Annotated in this window: 18 protein-coding genes; 7 read left to right on the forward strand and 11 right to left on the reverse strand. The window is 72.3% G+C overall.

The window, feature by feature from the left end; translation table 11 throughout:
• Window positions 1-47 precede the first annotated feature (47 nt).
• Together AMK25_RS00845 and AMK25_RS00850 are read right to left on the reverse strand one after the other, a co-directional pair.
• Window positions 48-458 carry a hypothetical protein gene (locus AMK25_RS00845; protein WP_030501283.1) on the reverse strand — a complete coding sequence of 137 codons (411 nt, stop codon included), beginning with the start codon at window positions 456-458 and terminating at the stop codon, window positions 48-50.
• A 38-nt stretch (window positions 459-496) separates the two neighbouring features.
• Window positions 497-1,483, reverse strand: coding sequence for a 4-hydroxy-3-methylbut-2-enyl diphosphate reductase (locus tag AMK25_RS00850; RefSeq protein WP_198937418.1), 987 nt, complete (start codon window positions 1,481-1,483; stop codon window positions 497-499).
• 87 nt (window positions 1,484-1,570) lie between these two features.
• On the opposite strand from AMK25_RS00850, the gene xseA reads away from it, so the two are divergent.
• Together xseA and AMK25_RS00860 are read left to right on the forward strand one after the other, a co-directional pair.
• A complete protein-coding gene (xseA, locus tag AMK25_RS00855) occupies window positions 1,571-2,809 on the forward strand; it encodes an exodeoxyribonuclease VII large subunit (RefSeq protein WP_073825002.1) in 1,239 nt (412 codons plus the stop codon).
• Between the two features lie 13 nt (window positions 2,810-2,822).
• Complete coding sequence (locus AMK25_RS00860; protein WP_073825005.1) at window positions 2,823-3,041, forward strand: exodeoxyribonuclease VII small subunit; 219 nt, start codon at window positions 2,823-2,825, stop codon at window positions 3,039-3,041.
• Between the two features lie 40 nt (window positions 3,042-3,081).
• Here the strand turns inward: AMK25_RS00860 and AMK25_RS00865 are convergent, their stop codons facing one another.
• Together AMK25_RS00865 and AMK25_RS00870 are read right to left on the reverse strand one after the other, a co-directional pair.
• On the reverse strand, window positions 3,082-3,921 hold the full coding sequence (locus AMK25_RS00865; protein ID WP_073825008.1) for a hypothetical protein: 840 nt from the start codon (window positions 3,919-3,921) through the stop codon (window positions 3,082-3,084).
• A gap of 92 nt (window positions 3,922-4,013) precedes the next feature.
• On the reverse strand, window positions 4,014-4,703 hold the full coding sequence (locus tag AMK25_RS00870) for a DUF4245 domain-containing protein (RefSeq protein WP_073825010.1): 690 nt from the start codon (window positions 4,701-4,703) through the stop codon (window positions 4,014-4,016).
• Between the two features lie 147 nt (window positions 4,704-4,850).
• On the opposite strand from AMK25_RS00870, the gene glpX reads away from it, so the two are divergent.
• The gene (gene glpX, locus AMK25_RS00875; protein WP_073825013.1) at window positions 4,851-5,882 is read left to right on the forward strand and encodes a class II fructose-bisphosphatase; all 1,032 of its coding nucleotides are present in this window, start codon (window positions 4,851-4,853) and stop codon (window positions 5,880-5,882) included.
• 25 nt (window positions 5,883-5,907) lie between these two features.
• On the opposite strand, the gene AMK25_RS00880 is transcribed toward glpX, so the two are convergent.
• Window positions 5,908-6,843 (reverse strand): NAD-dependent epimerase/dehydratase family protein, encoded by a 936-nt coding sequence (locus tag AMK25_RS00880; RefSeq protein ID WP_073825015.1) that lies wholly within the window; start codon window positions 6,841-6,843, stop codon window positions 5,908-5,910.
• A 140-nt stretch (window positions 6,844-6,983) separates the two neighbouring features.
• Between AMK25_RS00880 and AMK25_RS00885 the strand changes: the two genes are divergently transcribed.
• Window positions 6,984-7,670 (forward strand): TetR/AcrR family transcriptional regulator, encoded by a 687-nt coding sequence (locus tag AMK25_RS00885; RefSeq protein ID WP_073825018.1) that lies wholly within the window; start codon window positions 6,984-6,986, stop codon window positions 7,668-7,670.
• Between the two features lie 12 nt (window positions 7,671-7,682).
• On the opposite strand, the gene AMK25_RS00890 is transcribed toward AMK25_RS00885, so the two are convergent.
• The 6 genes from AMK25_RS00890 to AMK25_RS00915 all read right to left on the reverse strand — a co-directional run bounded on the left by AMK25_RS00890 (window position 7,683) and on the right by AMK25_RS00915 (window position 12,930).
• Entirely contained in the window at window positions 7,683-8,651 is a 969-nt protein-coding gene (locus tag AMK25_RS00890; protein WP_073825020.1) for an NAD(P)/FAD-dependent oxidoreductase, read from the reverse strand.
• 106 nt (window positions 8,652-8,757) lie between these two features.
• Window positions 8,758-9,417: a rhomboid family intramembrane serine protease gene (locus AMK25_RS00895; RefSeq protein WP_030501272.1), complete on the reverse strand. Its 660-nt coding sequence runs from the start codon at window positions 9,415-9,417 to the stop codon at window positions 8,758-8,760.
• Between the two features lie 103 nt (window positions 9,418-9,520).
• Window positions 9,521-10,210, reverse strand: coding sequence for a transglycosylase SLT domain-containing protein (locus AMK25_RS00900; RefSeq protein ID WP_073825022.1), 690 nt, complete (start codon window positions 10,208-10,210; stop codon window positions 9,521-9,523).
• Window positions 10,211-10,444: 234 nt separating this feature from the next.
• On the reverse strand, window positions 10,445-11,854 hold the full coding sequence (locus AMK25_RS00905; protein WP_073825025.1) for a PhoH family protein: 1,410 nt from the start codon (window positions 11,852-11,854) through the stop codon (window positions 10,445-10,447).
• A 312-nt stretch (window positions 11,855-12,166) separates the two neighbouring features.
• Window positions 12,167-12,592: a hypothetical protein gene (locus AMK25_RS00910; protein ID WP_073825027.1), complete on the reverse strand. Its 426-nt coding sequence runs from the start codon at window positions 12,590-12,592 to the stop codon at window positions 12,167-12,169.
• Window positions 12,589-12,930 carry a hypothetical protein gene (locus AMK25_RS00915; RefSeq protein WP_013284064.1) on the reverse strand — a complete coding sequence of 114 codons (342 nt, stop codon included), beginning with the start codon at window positions 12,928-12,930 and terminating at the stop codon, window positions 12,589-12,591. Before AMK25_RS00915 ends, AMK25_RS00910 begins: the two co-directional genes overlap by 4 nt.
• Window positions 12,931-13,194: 264 nt before the next feature.
• On the opposite strand from AMK25_RS00915, the gene AMK25_RS00920 reads away from it, so the two are divergent.
• From AMK25_RS00920 to otsB, 3 genes are all read left to right on the forward strand, one after another.
• The gene (locus tag AMK25_RS00920; protein WP_030501268.1) at window positions 13,195-13,635 is read left to right on the forward strand and encodes a helix-turn-helix domain-containing protein; all 441 of its coding nucleotides are present in this window, start codon (window positions 13,195-13,197) and stop codon (window positions 13,633-13,635) included.
• Window positions 13,636-13,798: 163 nt separating this feature from the next.
• Window positions 13,799-14,152 (forward strand): hypothetical protein, encoded by a 354-nt coding sequence (locus AMK25_RS00925; RefSeq protein WP_026268070.1) that lies wholly within the window; start codon window positions 13,799-13,801, stop codon window positions 14,150-14,152.
• Between the two features lie 69 nt (window positions 14,153-14,221).
• Window positions 14,222-15,046, forward strand: a complete 825-nt coding sequence (otsB, locus tag AMK25_RS00930) for a trehalose-phosphatase (protein WP_073825030.1) — start codon at window positions 14,222-14,224, stop codon at window positions 15,044-15,046.
• Window positions 15,047-15,062 lie beyond the last annotated feature (16 nt).

Genomic DNA, 15,062 nt, shown 5'->3' on the forward strand with positions numbered 1-15,062 from the left:
GACGGAGCCCCGTCCCCTCTCGCAGGGGGCGGGGCTCCTTCGTGTCGTCAGGCGGGGCGGGCGGACTCCACCACGAACGGGGTGCCCTGCTGGCAGGTGGTCATCATGCCCGGTTCGGGGCGGCCGGTGACCTCGACCCGGGCGCCGGCCTTGAGCACGTCGCGCGGGCCGCCGACCAGCAGGTGGCCGTCGAGCAGCAGGCAGTTCGGCTCGACCCCGGCCTGCACGGTGCCGGTGATGACGGTGCCGCCGACACCCGGAGGCGTCGACGGGCCGCCCTTCCAGGAGGGGTCCGGCCGGCTCGGGCTGGTGCCGGGATCGGGCTGGCTGGTCACCGGGGCGGCTCCCGTCGTACTCGGGCTCGGGCTGGGATCGGCGGACCCGTCGCCGGGTGCGGCGCAGGCGGTCAGCGCGAGGCCGGCGAGCAGTGCGACGAGCACCGTGCGAGGAGTCTTCATGGTCGATTGGACGCGGCGGACGGCCGTTCCGTTCCCGGTCAGCCGCGCGCCGCCGCGGCCTTCATGTCGCGCTTGAGTTCCTGCGGCAGCGAGAACGTCAGCCGCTCGTCCGCCGTGGTGATCTCCTCGACGTCGCCGAAGCCGCGCTCGGCCAGGTGCGTGAGCACCTGCTGGACCAGTTCGTCCGGGACGCTCGCGCCGGAGGTCACGCCCACCGTGCTCGCGCCGGCCAGCCAGGCGTCGTCGATCTCGTGGGCGAAGTCGACAAGGTGTCCGGCGCGGGCGCCGGCGTCCAGCGCCACCTCGACCAGCCGGACGGAGTTCGAGGAGTTACGCGAGCCGACCACGATCACCACGTCGCACTCGGGGGCGATCTCCTTGACCACGTGCTGGCGGTTGGAGGTGGCGTAGCAGATGTCGTCGCTGGGCGGCGACTGGAGCAGCGGCAGCCGCTTCTTGAGCCGGGCCACGGTCTCCAGCGTCTCGTCCACCGACAGCGTGGTCTGGGAGAGCCAGACCACCTTCTCCGGGTCGCGCACGGTGACCTTGTCGACGCCGTCCGGGCCGTCGACGAGCTGGATGTGGGCGGGCGCCTCACCGGCGGTGCCGATGACCTCTTCGTGCCCTTCGTGGCCGATGAGCAGGATGTCGTAGTCCTGCGCGGCGAACCGCCGGGCCTCGTGGTGCACCTTCGTGACCAGCGGGCAGGTGGCGTCGATCGCCCGCAGCGAGCGCTCCTTGGCCTGCTCGTACACCTCGGGGGCGACGCCGTGGGCGGAGAAGATGACCGTGGCGCCCTCCGGCACCTCCTCGTTCTCCTCCACGAAGATCGCGCCCTGGGCCTCCAGCGTGCGCACCACGTGCTTGTTGTGCACGATCTGCTTGCGCACGTAGATCGGCGCGCCGTAGAGCTTCAGCGCCTCCTCGACGGTCTGCACCGCCCGGTCCACGCCCGCGCAGTAGCCGCGGGGGTTGGCCAGGAGCACGCGCTTGCCGGTCCGGGGAGTCGTCTCAGCGTCAGTCACCCGCCCATCGTACGTGCCGCTCTCCCGTGCGGCAGCGGCCGCGAGGCGCACGCGGGCGCTGTCGGGCCCGGGCCGTAGGGTGGGCTGGTGAGCGCGGGAGAGGACGGGCAGAGCAGGCCGGAGGGGCGCAGCACGCCCGAGGAGCCGTGGCCGGTCCGGGTGGTCAGCCAGAAGGTCGGCGCCTGGATCGCCCGCCTGGGCTGGGTGTGGGTCGACGGCCAGGTGGCGCAGATCAGCCGCCGTCCGGGCGCGAGCACCGTCTTCCTCACGCTGCGCGACCCGTCGGCCGATCTCAGCCTCACCGTCACCACGAACCGCGACGTGCTGGACGCGGGCGCGCCGGAGCTGCGCGAGGGCGCCCGGGTGGTGCTGCACGCCAAGCCCGAGTTCTACGCGGCGCGGGGCACGCTCAGCCTACGCGCCGACGAGATCCGCCAGGTCGGCCTCGGTGAGCTGCTGGCCCGGCTGGAGAAGCTCAAGAAGCTGCTCGCCGCCGAGGGCCTGTTCGACCGGGCCCGCAAACGGCGGCTGCCGTTCCTGCCGGGCCGGGTCGGCCTGATCACCGGCCGCGCCTCGGCGGCCGAGCGGGACGTGCTGACGAACACCCGCCGCCGCTGGCCCGCCGTCGACTTCCGCACGATCAACGTGGCCGTGCAGGGGCCGAGCGCGGTGCCGGACATCGTCGGCGCGCTCAAGGTGCTCGACGCCGATCCGGCGGTCGACGTGATCGTCATCGCCCGGGGCGGCGGTGGCATCGAGGATCTGCTGCCCTTCTCCGACGAGACGCTGTGCCGGGCGGTCTTCGCCTGCCGCACACCGGTGGTCAGCGCGATCGGCCACGAGACGGACGCGCCGCTGCTCGACTACGTGGCCGACGTGCGCGCCTCCACCCCCACCGACGCGGCCAAGCGCATCGTGCCGGACCTGACCGAGGAGGTCCGGCTGATCGGCCAGGCCCGGTCCCGGCTGGAACGCGCCGTTCGTCACCTGGTCGACAGGGAGCAGCACCGGATCGACCTGCTGCGCTCCCGCCCGGTGCTGGCCCGCCCGCAGGTGATGGTCGAGCAGCGGGCCGTGGACGTGTCCGCGCTGCGCGACCGCGCCGGCCGGTCCCTGGAGCACCGGCTGCGGGGTGCCACCGACGACCTGCGGCACACGCTGGCCCGGCTGCGCGCGCTGTCCCCGGCGGCCACGCTGGAGCGCGGCTACGCGATCGTGCAGCGCGCCGACGGCCACGTCGTCCGCGCGGCCTCCGAGGTGGCAAAGGGCGATCCACTGCGGGTACGCCTCGCCGAGGGCGAGCTGACCGCCACCGTCGACGGCTGAGGGAAGAGAGACGATGACCGGTACGAGTACGACCAAGGAAGAGCAGCTCAGCTACGAGCAGGCCCGCGCCGAGCTGGCCTCGGTGGTGGAGAAGCTGGAGGCCGGCGGCACCTCGCTGGAGGAGTCGCTCGCCCTGTGGGAGCGCGGCGAGCAGCTCGCCGGGGTGTGCCAGCGCTGGCTGGACGGCGCGCGCGCCCGTATCGACGCCGCCCGGCAGCGCGCCGAGGACTGACGGTGGGGTCCGGCGCGATCGCCGAACCCCACCACAGACCTCAGTTGAACAGGTTGTACAGCTCGGCGGGCGCCTCGACGACCTGGTCGGCCGGGGGCTTCTGGGCTGCCGCCGCGTTGCCGTAGTCGGTGTAGGTGATCTTCAGGTCCTGCGCGGCGTTCTGCCCGGCCGCCGGGATCTTGAGCACCATCTCGCTGAGCCGGCCCTGCGTGTCGACCTTGGCGGTGAACGGCACCGACTGGGCCTGCGCGCCGAGCGCGGTGATCACGGCCGGGTCGAGCGAGCCCGCCTCGGCGGCCTTGGACACGTCGACGGTGCCCTCGTACGCGCCCTCGCCGGTCTGCCGCACCTCGGTGATGCCCTGGGTGAGCACGGTGCTGCCGGCCGGGTCGAGCTTCTCGAAGTCGAAGCCCAGTGATCGGTTGCCCTTGATCCGGTTCTGGTCGAGGTGGTGGTACTTGCCGGTGTTGAGGTTCTTCACGCCGGGGATCTGCGCGGCCGCCGTGCCGCCGAGTTCCAGCTTGACCCAGCTGTCCGGCTTGGCGTGGATCAGGTCCAGCTTCATCATCAGGTCCGACGACGGGTCGCCGATGGTCATCCGCATGTCGGCGCTCTGGCTCGGCTCGTGCACCTGCCCTTCGGCGGTGGAGCCCGCGCCGGTCATGGTGAACTTGAAGTTGCCCTCGCGGATCGCGTTCGTGGAGTCGAGCAGGGCCTGCTTGGCCGCGCTGCTGGACGCCGTAGCGCTCGGTGCGACGCTGCCGGAGGCGCTCGGGGTCGCGGAGGCACCGGCGGTCGTCCCGTCGCCGTTGCAGGCCGCCAGGCCGGGAATGAGCAGCGCCGCGGCGAACGCGGTGGCGCTGAAGCGTCGTATCTTCACGTCAACCTCTCCAGGTGGGTCGTCCGGGCTCGATGTCCCTTCTGTTCCCGGAAGCGGGGATCCGCAATCCCGCCTCACCCGGAGGGAGGACGTCAGCGCAGCGACGTGGCGAGCTTGCGCAGCTCCGTCTCCCCGGCGTCGCCGACCACGATCACTGTGCGGTTCGGCTCCAGCAGGACGAGCGCCTGCTCGTTGCCGCGGGCGGTGTAGCGCTGCCAGCTCAGCCCGCCGGGCATGTCGGCCGCCCCCTGCGGCCGGCCCTCGCTCAGCTCGGCCGGGAGCAGCTTCTCCGCCGGCACGTTGCTCTCCACGAGTTGGGCGCCCCGGCCCTCGGGGGTCACGTACCCGATTCGCAGCGTCGAGCCGTCGGCCTCGGTCCGGAAGCGGGCGTTCACCGTACGCCAGTCGTCGCCCAGCCCGGTCGGCTCGCTGACCGGGAAGACGTTCGCGGAGCGGGCCTGCTCCAGCGCGGGCGCCGGGTCGACGGTGACCGGCGAGTCGCCGCCGAGAAAGCCGCGGTAGAAGGCGAGCAGCAGCGCGATCGGGACCAGCAGGATCAGCAGGGACAGCGCCATGTCCTTCGGCGACCGCTCGGAGCGGGCCTTCTCCTTGCCGGCGGGCGGCGCGGGCGTGTCCCCCGCAGCGGCCGGTTCGCCCTGCTCCGCGACGAGCGCGGGCTGACCCTCGGGCGGGGTCGGGCCGCCGCCCGGCCGGACCGGCGGCTGGCCCTGCGGCGGGGTGGCGTCGGTCGGTGCGCGGTCGGCAGGCTGTGCGGCTTCCACAGGGCCATTGTCGCAGCCCTCCGGGTGGCGTGATCCTGGCCTCCTCCGCCCCGCCGGGACCGCGAACCTGAGATCGTGTGAGGATCAGCGACAAAACCGGCGGCGACGACCGCCGGTCCCACCCCGCAACGTCGCGAGGAGGCCGCCATGACAACCACCAGGACGCGGACGCCCCAGGATCTCGACCGCAACCTCGCCCTCGATCTGGTACGGGTGACCGAGGCCGCGGCGATGGCCGCCGGCCGCTGGGTCGGCCGGGGCGACAAGGAGGGCGGCGACGGCGCAGCGGTCGACGCCATGCGCAAGCTGATCAACTCCATCCCGATGCGCGGCGTCGTGGTGATCGGCGAGGGCGAGAAGGACAACGCCCCGATGCTGTTCAACGGCGAGGAGGTCGGCGACGGGACCGGCGCCGAGGTGGACGTGGCGGTCGACCCGATCGACGGCACCACGCTGATGAGCAAGGGCATGCCGAACGCGCTCGCCGTGCTCGCGGTGGCCGAACGCGGCGCGATGTTCGACCCGAGCGCCGTCTTCTACATGGAGAAGCTCGCCGTCGGCCCGATGTACGCCGACGTGGTGGACATCAACGCCGGGGTGGCCGAGAACATCCGCCGCATCGCCAAGGTCAAGGGCACCGACACCGCCGAGGTGACCGTGTGCGTGCTGGACCGGTCGCGCCACGACGACCTGGTCAAGCAGATCCGGCGTACCGGGGCCGGGATCCGGTTCATCTCCGACGGCGACATCGCCGGGGCCATCGCTGCGGCCCGCGGCGAGTCGGACGTCGACGTGCTGATGGGCATCGGCGGCACCCCGGAGGGCATCACCGCCGCGTGCGCGCTCAAGTGCATGGGCGGCATGATGCAGGCCAAGCTCTGGCCGAAGGACTCCGAGGAACGCCGCAAGGCGCTGGACGCCGGGCACGACCTGGACCGGGTGCTGTTCACCGACGACCTGGTCACCGGCGACAACTGCTTCTTCGTGGCCACCGGCGTCACCTCCGGCGACCTGCTGCGTGGCGTGCGCTACCGCTCCGGTGGCGCGTACACCCAGTCGATCGTGATGCGCTCCAAGAGCGGCACGATCCGGGTGATCGACTCGTACCACCGCCTGGAGAAGCTCGCCCTCTACTCGGCCGTCGACTTCGACGGCCGACCGCTGGCCGAGCAGGAGTGAGCCCGGCGGCGTCCCGCCCCCGCCCCTAACGGGCGGCGGGGGCCGGGGCGCGCAGGCCGGAGACCATCTCGTCGACGACCCGGTCCAGCGGCGTCGCCTCGATCCCGAACGTGGTGGTGGCGGCGCTGGAGTCCATCACGAACGGCGCGGCGAACTGGTGCGCGGTCTCCCGCATCTCGCGGACGAACGGGTCGGCCAGGCCACCCAGCCAGAGCACCGGGTAGGGCATCCGGGCCAGTCGTGGCGCCGCCACGCCGGCCCGCTCCGCCGCCAGCTCGGCCAGGGCCCGCATGGGCACCGGCGGCGGGCTCGGCACGTGCCAGGCCCGTCCCCAGGCGCGCGGGTCGGTGGCGGCCGTGACGAGGGTACGGGCGACGTCCGGCACGTACGTCCACGTGTGCGGGGCGTCCCAGTCGACCGGCAGGAACACCCGCTGCCCGGCGAGCACCTTGGGCAGCACCATCATGGGCAGGGAGTTGCCGCCGAGGCCGATGTAGTCGGAGCCGCGTACCTCGGTGACCCGGGCCCGCCCGGCGCGGTGGGCGTCCAGCGCGTCGGCCCACATCCGGTTGCGGACCCGGCCCTTGACGCCGGTGGCGGCGAGCGGGGTCGCCTCGGTCATCGGCGCGTCGACCGGGCCGTACCCGTAGAGGTTGCCGACCGTGGCGAGCACGGCGCCGCTGCGCTCCGCGGCGGTGAGCAGGGCGGCGGCCAGCGGCGGCCAGTCCGTCGCCCACCTGTGGTACGCCGGGTTGGCGCAGTTGTGGAGCGCGGCCGCGCCCTCGGTCAGCTCGGTGAGCCGGTTCGCGTCGGCGGCGTCGGCGGCCACCCGCTCGACCGCCGGGTGATCCGGGCCGGTGCCGCGCCGGGTGACCACCCGCACCTGCTCGCCGCGCTCGGCGAGCAGGTTGGCGGTGGCGGTGCCGACGGGGCCGGCGCCGACGATCACATGCAGGGCCATGACAGGTCCACCTTTTCTGAAGCAGTTGTCCGAAGCGAGAGCACCGCTCTCGAAACAGAGCATGACTCAAGCGCAGGTCAACTGTCAAGAGCACTGCTCTCTCTTTTGATTGCTGCTCTCATCCGTGGCAGAGTGAGGGCATGGTCGCTCCCTCACTGCGCGCCCGGGTCCGCGCCGGGATGATCGAAGAGATCAAGACGGTGGCCCGCCGCCACCTGGACACCGACGGCGCGAACCTCTCGCTGCGCGCGGTCGCCCGGGACCTCGGCATGGTCTCCTCGGCGATCTACCGCTACTTCCCCAGCCGCGACGACCTGCTCACCGCGCTGATCCTGGAGGCGTACGACGCGCTCGGCGACGCGGTGGAGGCGGCCGACGCCGCCGAGGACCCGGCCGACCTGCGCGGACGCTGGCTCGCCGCCTGCCGGGCCGCCCGCGCCTGGGCGCTGGCCCACCCCGCCGAGTACGCGCTGCTCTACGGCAGCCCGGTGCCCGGGTACGCGGCCCCCGACGAGACAGTCGTGCCGGCCCAGCGTCCACCGGTGACGCTGATCGGCATCCTGCGCGACGGGCTGGCCACCGGCCGGCTCGCCCCGCCCGGCGAGGAACTGCCCGAACCGCTGCGCGGCGACGTGACCGAACTGGTCGAGCAGATCGGCATGGACGTCCCGCCCGCGCTGCTGGCCCGCGGCATGGCCGGCTGGACCCAGCTGTTCGGGCTGATCAGCTTCGAGCTGTTCGGCCGGATCAACCGGGCGCTGCCGCACCGCGACGAGTACTTCGACCACCAGATCAACCTGATGGCAGACCTGATCGGCCTGCCCTGACGCGGACCGGCGTCAGGTGCCGTCGGAGGAGTGACCGGGGAACAGGTGCGCGGTCGGGTCGATGACGACAGCCGCGTTGTTCACAGCCGTGGCCGCCTCGCCGAAGCCGGTGGCGATCAGGCGGACCTTGCCCGGATATTCCGTGATGTCCCCGGCCGCGAACACCCGGGGCAGGTTGGTGGCCATCGCGCTGTCCACCACGATGTGCCGCCGGTCGATGTTCAGCCCCCACTCGGCGAGCGGGCCGAGGTCGGCGGTGAAGCCGAGCGCGGCCACCACCGTGTCCACCGGCAGCGTCTCCACCTCGCCGCCGCGTACGGTCAGCTCGGCGCCGGTGACGGTGTCCTCGCCGAACAGGCGGCTCACCTCGGCGTTGACGACGATCCGCACCGGCAGCGCGCGGACCCGCTCGATGGTGGCGGCGTGCGCCCGGAAGCGGTCCCGCCGGTGCACGAGCGTCACCGACCGGGCCAGCGGCGCGAGCGTGGCGGCCCAGTCGAACGCCGAGTCGCCGCCGCCCACGATGAGCACGTGCCGGTCGGTCAGCTCGGCCGGCTGCGGCACGAAGTAGACGATCCCGCCGCCGGTGAAGTTGTCCGCGACCGGCAGCGGCCGGGGCGTGAAGCTGCCGAGCCCGCCGGTGACGACCACCGCGCCGCAGCTCAGCTGCTCACCGCCGGCCAGGCCGAGCACCGGCCGGCCGTCGAGGTAGGACAGCTTTTCCGCGCGTACGCCGAGCTGGTAGTCGGGGTGGAAGGGCGCGGCCTGGGCGACCAGGTTCGCGACCAGCTCGCGGCCCTTGATCGCGGGGAAGCCGGCGACGTCGAGGATCAGCTTCTCCGGGTACATCGCGGTGATCTGACCGCCCGGCTCGGGCAGCGCGTCGATCACCGACACGGAGAGTCCGCGGAATCCGGCGTAGTAGGCGGCGAAGAGCCCGGCGGGACCGGCCCCGATCACGGCGACATCGACCTCGCGCATGGCTCACCGTCACTTTCCGCTTCGGGATCAACCCTCGCTGATGCCGAAACGGTAGGCGGGCGGGTGGCCTCGGGCAAGCACGTCCCGCTGTTCGATCAACGTGCCGTCAGGGCAGCGTCATCCTGGGTGAGCCGAGACGGTCCGCGTCGTCGGTGTCCCGGCGGCGGCGGAACAGGATCGCCGCGACCACGCCGCCGAGCAGCCCGAACAGGTGGCCCTGCCAGGAGACGCGCTCGTCGGTGGGGAGGATGCCCAGCAGTTGCCAGCCGTAGAGCAACCCGACGAGCAGGCCGACGGCGAAGTTCCACCAGCTCCGCTCGACGACGCCGCGGGTGAGCAGGATGCCGAGGTAGCCGAAGATCACGCCGCTGGCGCCGACCACCACCGAGTTGGGCGAGCCGGTGAACCAGACGCCCAGGCCACTGACCAGGATGATGACAGCGGTGGACCAGAGGAACCGGCGGGTGCCCGCGGCGAGCACGAACGTGCCCAGCAGGATCAGCGGGATGCTGTTGCTGTAGAGGTGGTTCCAGCCGGCGTGCAGGAACGGTGAGAAGAAGACACCGTCCAGGCCCTGGATCCGCTGCGGGATGATGCCGGCGGTGTAGTCCAGGCCGAGTCGCAGGCCGACGTCGAGGGCCTCGATGAGGAACAGCACCGGCACGACCGCGCACATGGCGACGAAGGCCCGGCCGAGCGCCGCGTAGAACGCATCGGTGCCGAACCGGTGAGGGTCGCCGCCGCGAGGGCTGTCGGGCCAGGTCACCTACCAAGAGCTATCAGTAAAAGTGGCTGGCCGCCAGTCGGGGCCGGGTACGACGACGGCGGGACACCCGGTTCTGCCCGGGTGTCCCGCCGTCGTCACAAGGTCAGTACCAGCCTGAACTCTGCGACTTCTGCCAGGCGCCGCACGGGGTGTCGTACCGGCCCTTGATGTAGCCGAGACCCCACGTGATCTGGGTCGCCGGGTTGGTCTTCCAGTCGTCGGCCACCGAGCTCATCTTGCTGCCCGGCACCGCCTGCGGGATGCCGTAGGCCCCGGAGGAGCTGTTGGAAGCCTTCGGGTTCCAGCCGCTCTCCTTGGTCCAGAGCTTGTCCAGGCAGGGGAACTGGTCGATACCGAAGCCCTTTTGGAGCATGATGGCGCAACCGATCTTCCGGTTGCCGCTGTACTCCGCGCACGAGGACGGGATCGGCCCGTCGTACGGCTTGACCTTCGCCTCGCTCTCCGCCGCTTCCGCTTCCCGCTCCTTCTTGCGGGTGGCGGCGGCCGCCTCGGCCTTCTTGGCCCGCTCGGCGGCCTCCTTCGCCGCCGCGGCGGCACGCAGCTTCGCCTGGTACTCGGCGGCACGCTGCCGGGACGAGTCCACGCGGTGGTCGGACAGCCGCTCGCGCTGGTACGCGTACTCCGCCTGGTCGACCTCCAGGCCGACCTGCGCGGTCAGGCCCTGCTGCTGGGTCTGGCGATCCTCGCCCAGGTAGAAGCCGCCGGCCACGCCCACGGAGAGCAGTGCGACAGCGGCGGTGCGGGCGCCGAACCGGCTCCACAGCCGAGTCACGAAGTTTCCCTTCGTCGGGGGCAGGGACGCGGCACGCGCGTGGCCTCACCGGGCCGCGCCGACGTGCCGCGAGCGCTCCGGTACCGGTGTGACTGCGGGGCGTGTAGGGCTCCCGAGTGGTCGGTGACGCTCGATGGACACCATTGCGCACAGTGAGGCCGGTGGGAAATGGCCAGCCCTAAAAGTGATCTGCGTCACCTTAAAAATGCGGACAAAGTGGGGTAAAAGCGGCACTCAGCCGGGGATGTCCTCCAGCAGGTCGGTGACCATGGCGGCGATCGGAGAACGCTCCGATCGGCTGAGCGTGACGTGCGCGAAGAGGGGATGCCCCTTCAGCGCCTCGATCACCGCGGTCACCCCGTCGTGCCGGCCGACCCGCAGATTGTCCCGCTGCGCCACGTCATGGGTGAGCACCACCCGCGACCCCTGACCGATGCGGGACAGCACGGTGAGCAGGACGCCCCGCTCCAGCGACTGGGCCTCGTCGACGATGACGAACGCGTCGTGCAGGCTGCGGCCGCGGATGTGGGTCAGCGGCAGCACCTCCAGCAGCCCGCGCGAGGTGACCTCCTCCAGCACGTTCTCGTGCACCACCGAGCCGAGCGTGTCGAAGACGGCCTGCGCCCACGGCGACATCTTCTCCGACTCCGAGCCGGGCAGATAGCCGAGCTCCTGACCGCCCACCGCGTACAGCGGACGGAACACGATCACCTTCTTGTGCCGGCGGCGCTCCATCACCGCCTCCAGGCCGGCGCAGAGCGCCAGCGCGGACTTGCCGGTGCCGGCCCGGCCGCCGAGCGAGACGATGCCGATCGACTCGTCCAGCAGCAGGTCGAGCGCGACCCGCTGCTCCGCCGAGCGGCCGTGTACGCCGAACGCCTCCCGGTCGCCCCGGACCAGCCGGACCGTCTTGTCCGGCAGCACCCGGCCCAGCGCCGAGCCGCGCCCGGACTGCAGCACCAGGCCGGTGTGGCAGGGCAGGCCCGCCGCGGCGTCGACGTCGAGCGTCTCGCCCGCGTACAGCCGGCCGATCTCCTCCTCGGACAGATCCAGTTCGGCCATACCCGTCCAGGTCGGGTCGCTGGCCTGGCCGTGCCGGTACTCGTCGGCACGCAGGCCGACCGAGGCCGCCTTCACCCGCAGCGGCATGTCCTTGCTGACGAGCGTGACCTCACGCCCCTCGGCGGCCAGGTTGAGCGCCACGGACAGGATGCGCGCGTCGTTCGACTCGTTGCGGAAGCCGGGCGGCAGCACGCCGTCGTCGGTGTGGTTCAGCTCCACCCGCAGCGTGCCGCCCTGCTCGTTGGCGGGCACCGGACGGTCCAGCCGGCCGTGCCGCACCCGCAGCTCGTCGAGCATGCGCAGCGACTGGCGGGCGAACCAGCCCAGCTCGGGGTGGTGCCGCTTGCCCTCCAGTTCGGAGATGACGACCAGCGGCAGCACCACCTCGTGCTCGGCGAAGCGGTGGAACGCCGCCGGGTCGGAGAGGAGGACCGAGGTGTCCAGGACGAAGGCCGGGCCGGCTGGTCGGGGCTCCTCGGCCTCGGCAACGGCGCTGCGGCGGCTGCGGGTGGTCCGGCGGGTCTGGGCGGTCGAGGCCGGGGTCTGCTGCTCGGCTCCGGCGGGGGTACGGCGAGTGGTCACAGGCCTGCTCCGCGGATGGGCACCCGGCCACCCGAGTTCCGCCTCTTCCGGTGCCCGGAGGACACGGGGTCGGATGCGGGCCCCGTGTGCGAGGACGCAGGTCCGGGCTGTCCGGCTGGCCCGGGAAAACCCCGCGCCATGCCTAGACGCTAATCGCCGAGGGGCCGCGGGGCTAGAGGCGCGCGTGGATCATCGTGTGCCAGTCGCCGGACGTACACCTGTTCGGGTGACGGGCGGACCGGAACCGGCCGGGATGCATGCCCCCTGCGCGCATCCCGGCCGGTCGCCACGGTCGGCGTCGCGGCGCGGGCGTCAGCCCGGCCGCCGCGCCAGCGTGCCGGCCCTCGGGCCGCCGCCGGTCGCGCCGAACGACGATCCGGTGTACGTGGTGCCCGTCCGCCCCACCGCGCCGAGCTGAGCGGTGGCGGTGACCCGTACGGCCGGGGCGGAGCCGGACCGGGCGGCGACAGCGGCCGGTACGGCGGTGCCGGCGAACGGCACGGCCGAGCGCCCGGCCGACGTCACCACAGTCGCGCCGGGGGCGGACAGCGCCGAGGCGATGGCGGCCTGGGCGTCCCGACGGCGGCGGTTCCAGGCGCCCCGGTCACCGTCGAAGTAGCCCTGCCGGTAGCCGAACCGGTAGCCGATGCGGTAGCTCAGCTGCCCGTGCAGGCGACCGGCCGCGTAGCAGGTGGAGCCGAGCACCAGCACGAGGACCACGGCGAGAAAAGGGGTCATCGCTCGTCCGCCCCGGGCAGCGGGTCGACCACCAGCAGCCGCTCCAGGTCGTCGGTGCTGACCTCTTCGACCAGCTCGACGCTGATCCGGCAGCCGTCGAGGATGACCTCGGCCACCGACGCCCGGCGGATCTCGCCGCCGGAGTCGTACACCCGGACGCTCAGCTCGGGACAGCCGAGGTGGGTACGCCAGGCGTCCCACTCCCCCCGGTCACCGACGCTGAGCGAGAGGTACCGGCAACCCCGGGCGAGATAGAGACGCCACGGGGCGCTCAGCCCGGCGGACACGCCGTCCGCGATCAGCCCGAAGGCCTGGGCGCGGGTCGCGAGCTCGGTCACGAAACCCCCTCGGCACCCGCGGAGTGACGCATGTGAGCACTCGTCGTCTCAAACACGTGACACACCGTAAGTTGTCTCATGAGCGTGACAGTATCAGCTTTTCAGGCCGTTGCCGCCGTACTCGTGTCCATCTATTCTGCCCAGGTGACACCCCTCAGGAGCAGCCCTGGATCGTTTACCGGAGATGCGCGATCACCGTCACGTCGGCGTGACAGCAGCGTGCCGAGACCGCCCGACGGGACCGACTGGCCGTACCGTCACGGGGTGACCGAGACGGCCAACGCGCGGAAGATCGCCTTCGCCACCTTCGTCCGCCGCGCCCTCGACGACGCACGAGCGCTGCGGGCCTGGAGCGGCACCGAGGTCTCCCGGCGCACAGGCGTCTCCCGCCAGACCATCAACCGCTGGGTCCGCGGGGACTGGGCCAGCGACCCGGAGGCCGAGCGGGTGGTCGCCTTCTGCGAGGGCCTGGGGCTCGACCCGGCCGCCGCCTTCACCGCGCTCGGCTGGGACCGCGCCGCCGGTCCACGGGCCACGCCCACCCCACCGCCGATGGACCCGGACGTGGAGGCGCTGCTGCGCCGGCTGGTCGACCCGACCGTGTCGGACGCGGAGAAGTTCCACATTCGAGAAACCATCCGTTACCTCGCATACCGCCCGACCCTGCCGGGCGGTGTCCGAAATAGGGGTAAACAAGCCGGGTAGTTCCTCAGATGGCGAAAGAACGGAAGGTCGGACCCGATCGTTTCGCCTCGGGGACGGAACGGACCCGCTAGCGTCCACGTTTGTACTGCTAGGGGCTCGTCATCGGCGGGGGGACGGGACACAGCCGAACCCAGCCCTGCGGGACAGAAGGAGGGGTCTGTCCATGACCCTGAAATGGTTGGCAGTCGTGGTCGCGGTGGTGTCGCTGACATCGTGCGTGACCGGCAACGTGGTGGTCGGCGTACTGGACGGCGGGCAGCTTCCCCTGGTCGTCAACCTCTTCGCGCTCACCACGGCCGGCACCGCGGTGATCCTCGCCGTCGTCGCCGAGCTGCACGATCGTCTCAACGACCGGGTCAGCGCGCTCACCGAGTTCCTGGTGGCGCGGCTCAACGAGATCGAGGCGCACACCGGCGACCGCAACACCGGCTTCGTGGAGGGCTACCTGCTCAGCCACGGGCAGGACGCGGCAGTGGTGCCGTTCGGGCGCCGGGGACGAGGAGCCGCCGAACGCTGACCCCCACGCCGTTTCGACGTCACATCTCGGCCACGAATACGCCGCCCGGCGCGGGGTACGCTGACGCGCGTGCCGCCGTTGAATCTGGGCAACCAGCAGCCGAAGACCCCGTTGAACGCGGAGCACGCCTGGCGTGCGACCGCCGATCGCGCACGGGACGTCGTTCTCTTCTTCGACTTCGACGGCACGTTGGCGCCGGTCGACGACGACCCCACGGCCGTCCGGCCCGCGCCCAACGTGCTCACCGCGCTGGAGGCGCTCGCCCCGCACGTGCGGCGGATCGCCATCGTCTCCGCCCGGCCGGTGGACTTCCTCCGCGACCACCTCGGTGGCCTCACCGGCATCGACCTGTACGGGCTCTACGGCCTGGAGCACAGCCACTCCGGCGGCGAGACGGTCACCGAGCCGGCCGCCCTGCCCTGGGTGCCCACCATGTCCGAGCTGGCCGAGCAGGCCCGCGCCGAGTTGCCGCCCGGCGCGCTCGTCGAGTTCAAGCGGCTCTCCGTCGCGCTGCACTGGCGTACCGCCCCGCAGCTCGGTGAGCTGGTGCAGGAGTGGGGCCGGGCCCAGGCCGAGCGGCTGGGCCTGCGCGCCCAGCCGGGCCGGATGGTGCTGGAACTCAAGCCCCCCGTCGACCGGGACAAGGGCATGGTGATCGGCGAGACGGTCCGGGACGCCGGCGGCGCCTGGTACTTCGGCGACGACGTCTCCGACATCAAGGCGTTCGCCGCGCTGCGCGCCCGTGCCGCCGCCGACCCCGGCTTCCTCGGTGTCTGCGTCGCCGTCGCCAACCCGGAGACCGGGCACGAGGTGGCCGACGCCGCCGACCTGACCCTGGACTCCCCCGCCGCGCTGGCCGAGTTCCTCACCGACGCCCTGCGCCACCTGACCTGATCTGACCCTCGCGCCG

The sequence above is a fragment of the Micromonospora sp. TSRI0369 genome (genome assembly GCF_001905625.1).
Taxonomy (GTDB): Bacteria; Actinomycetota; Actinomycetes; order Mycobacteriales; family Micromonosporaceae; genus Micromonospora; species Micromonospora echinospora_A.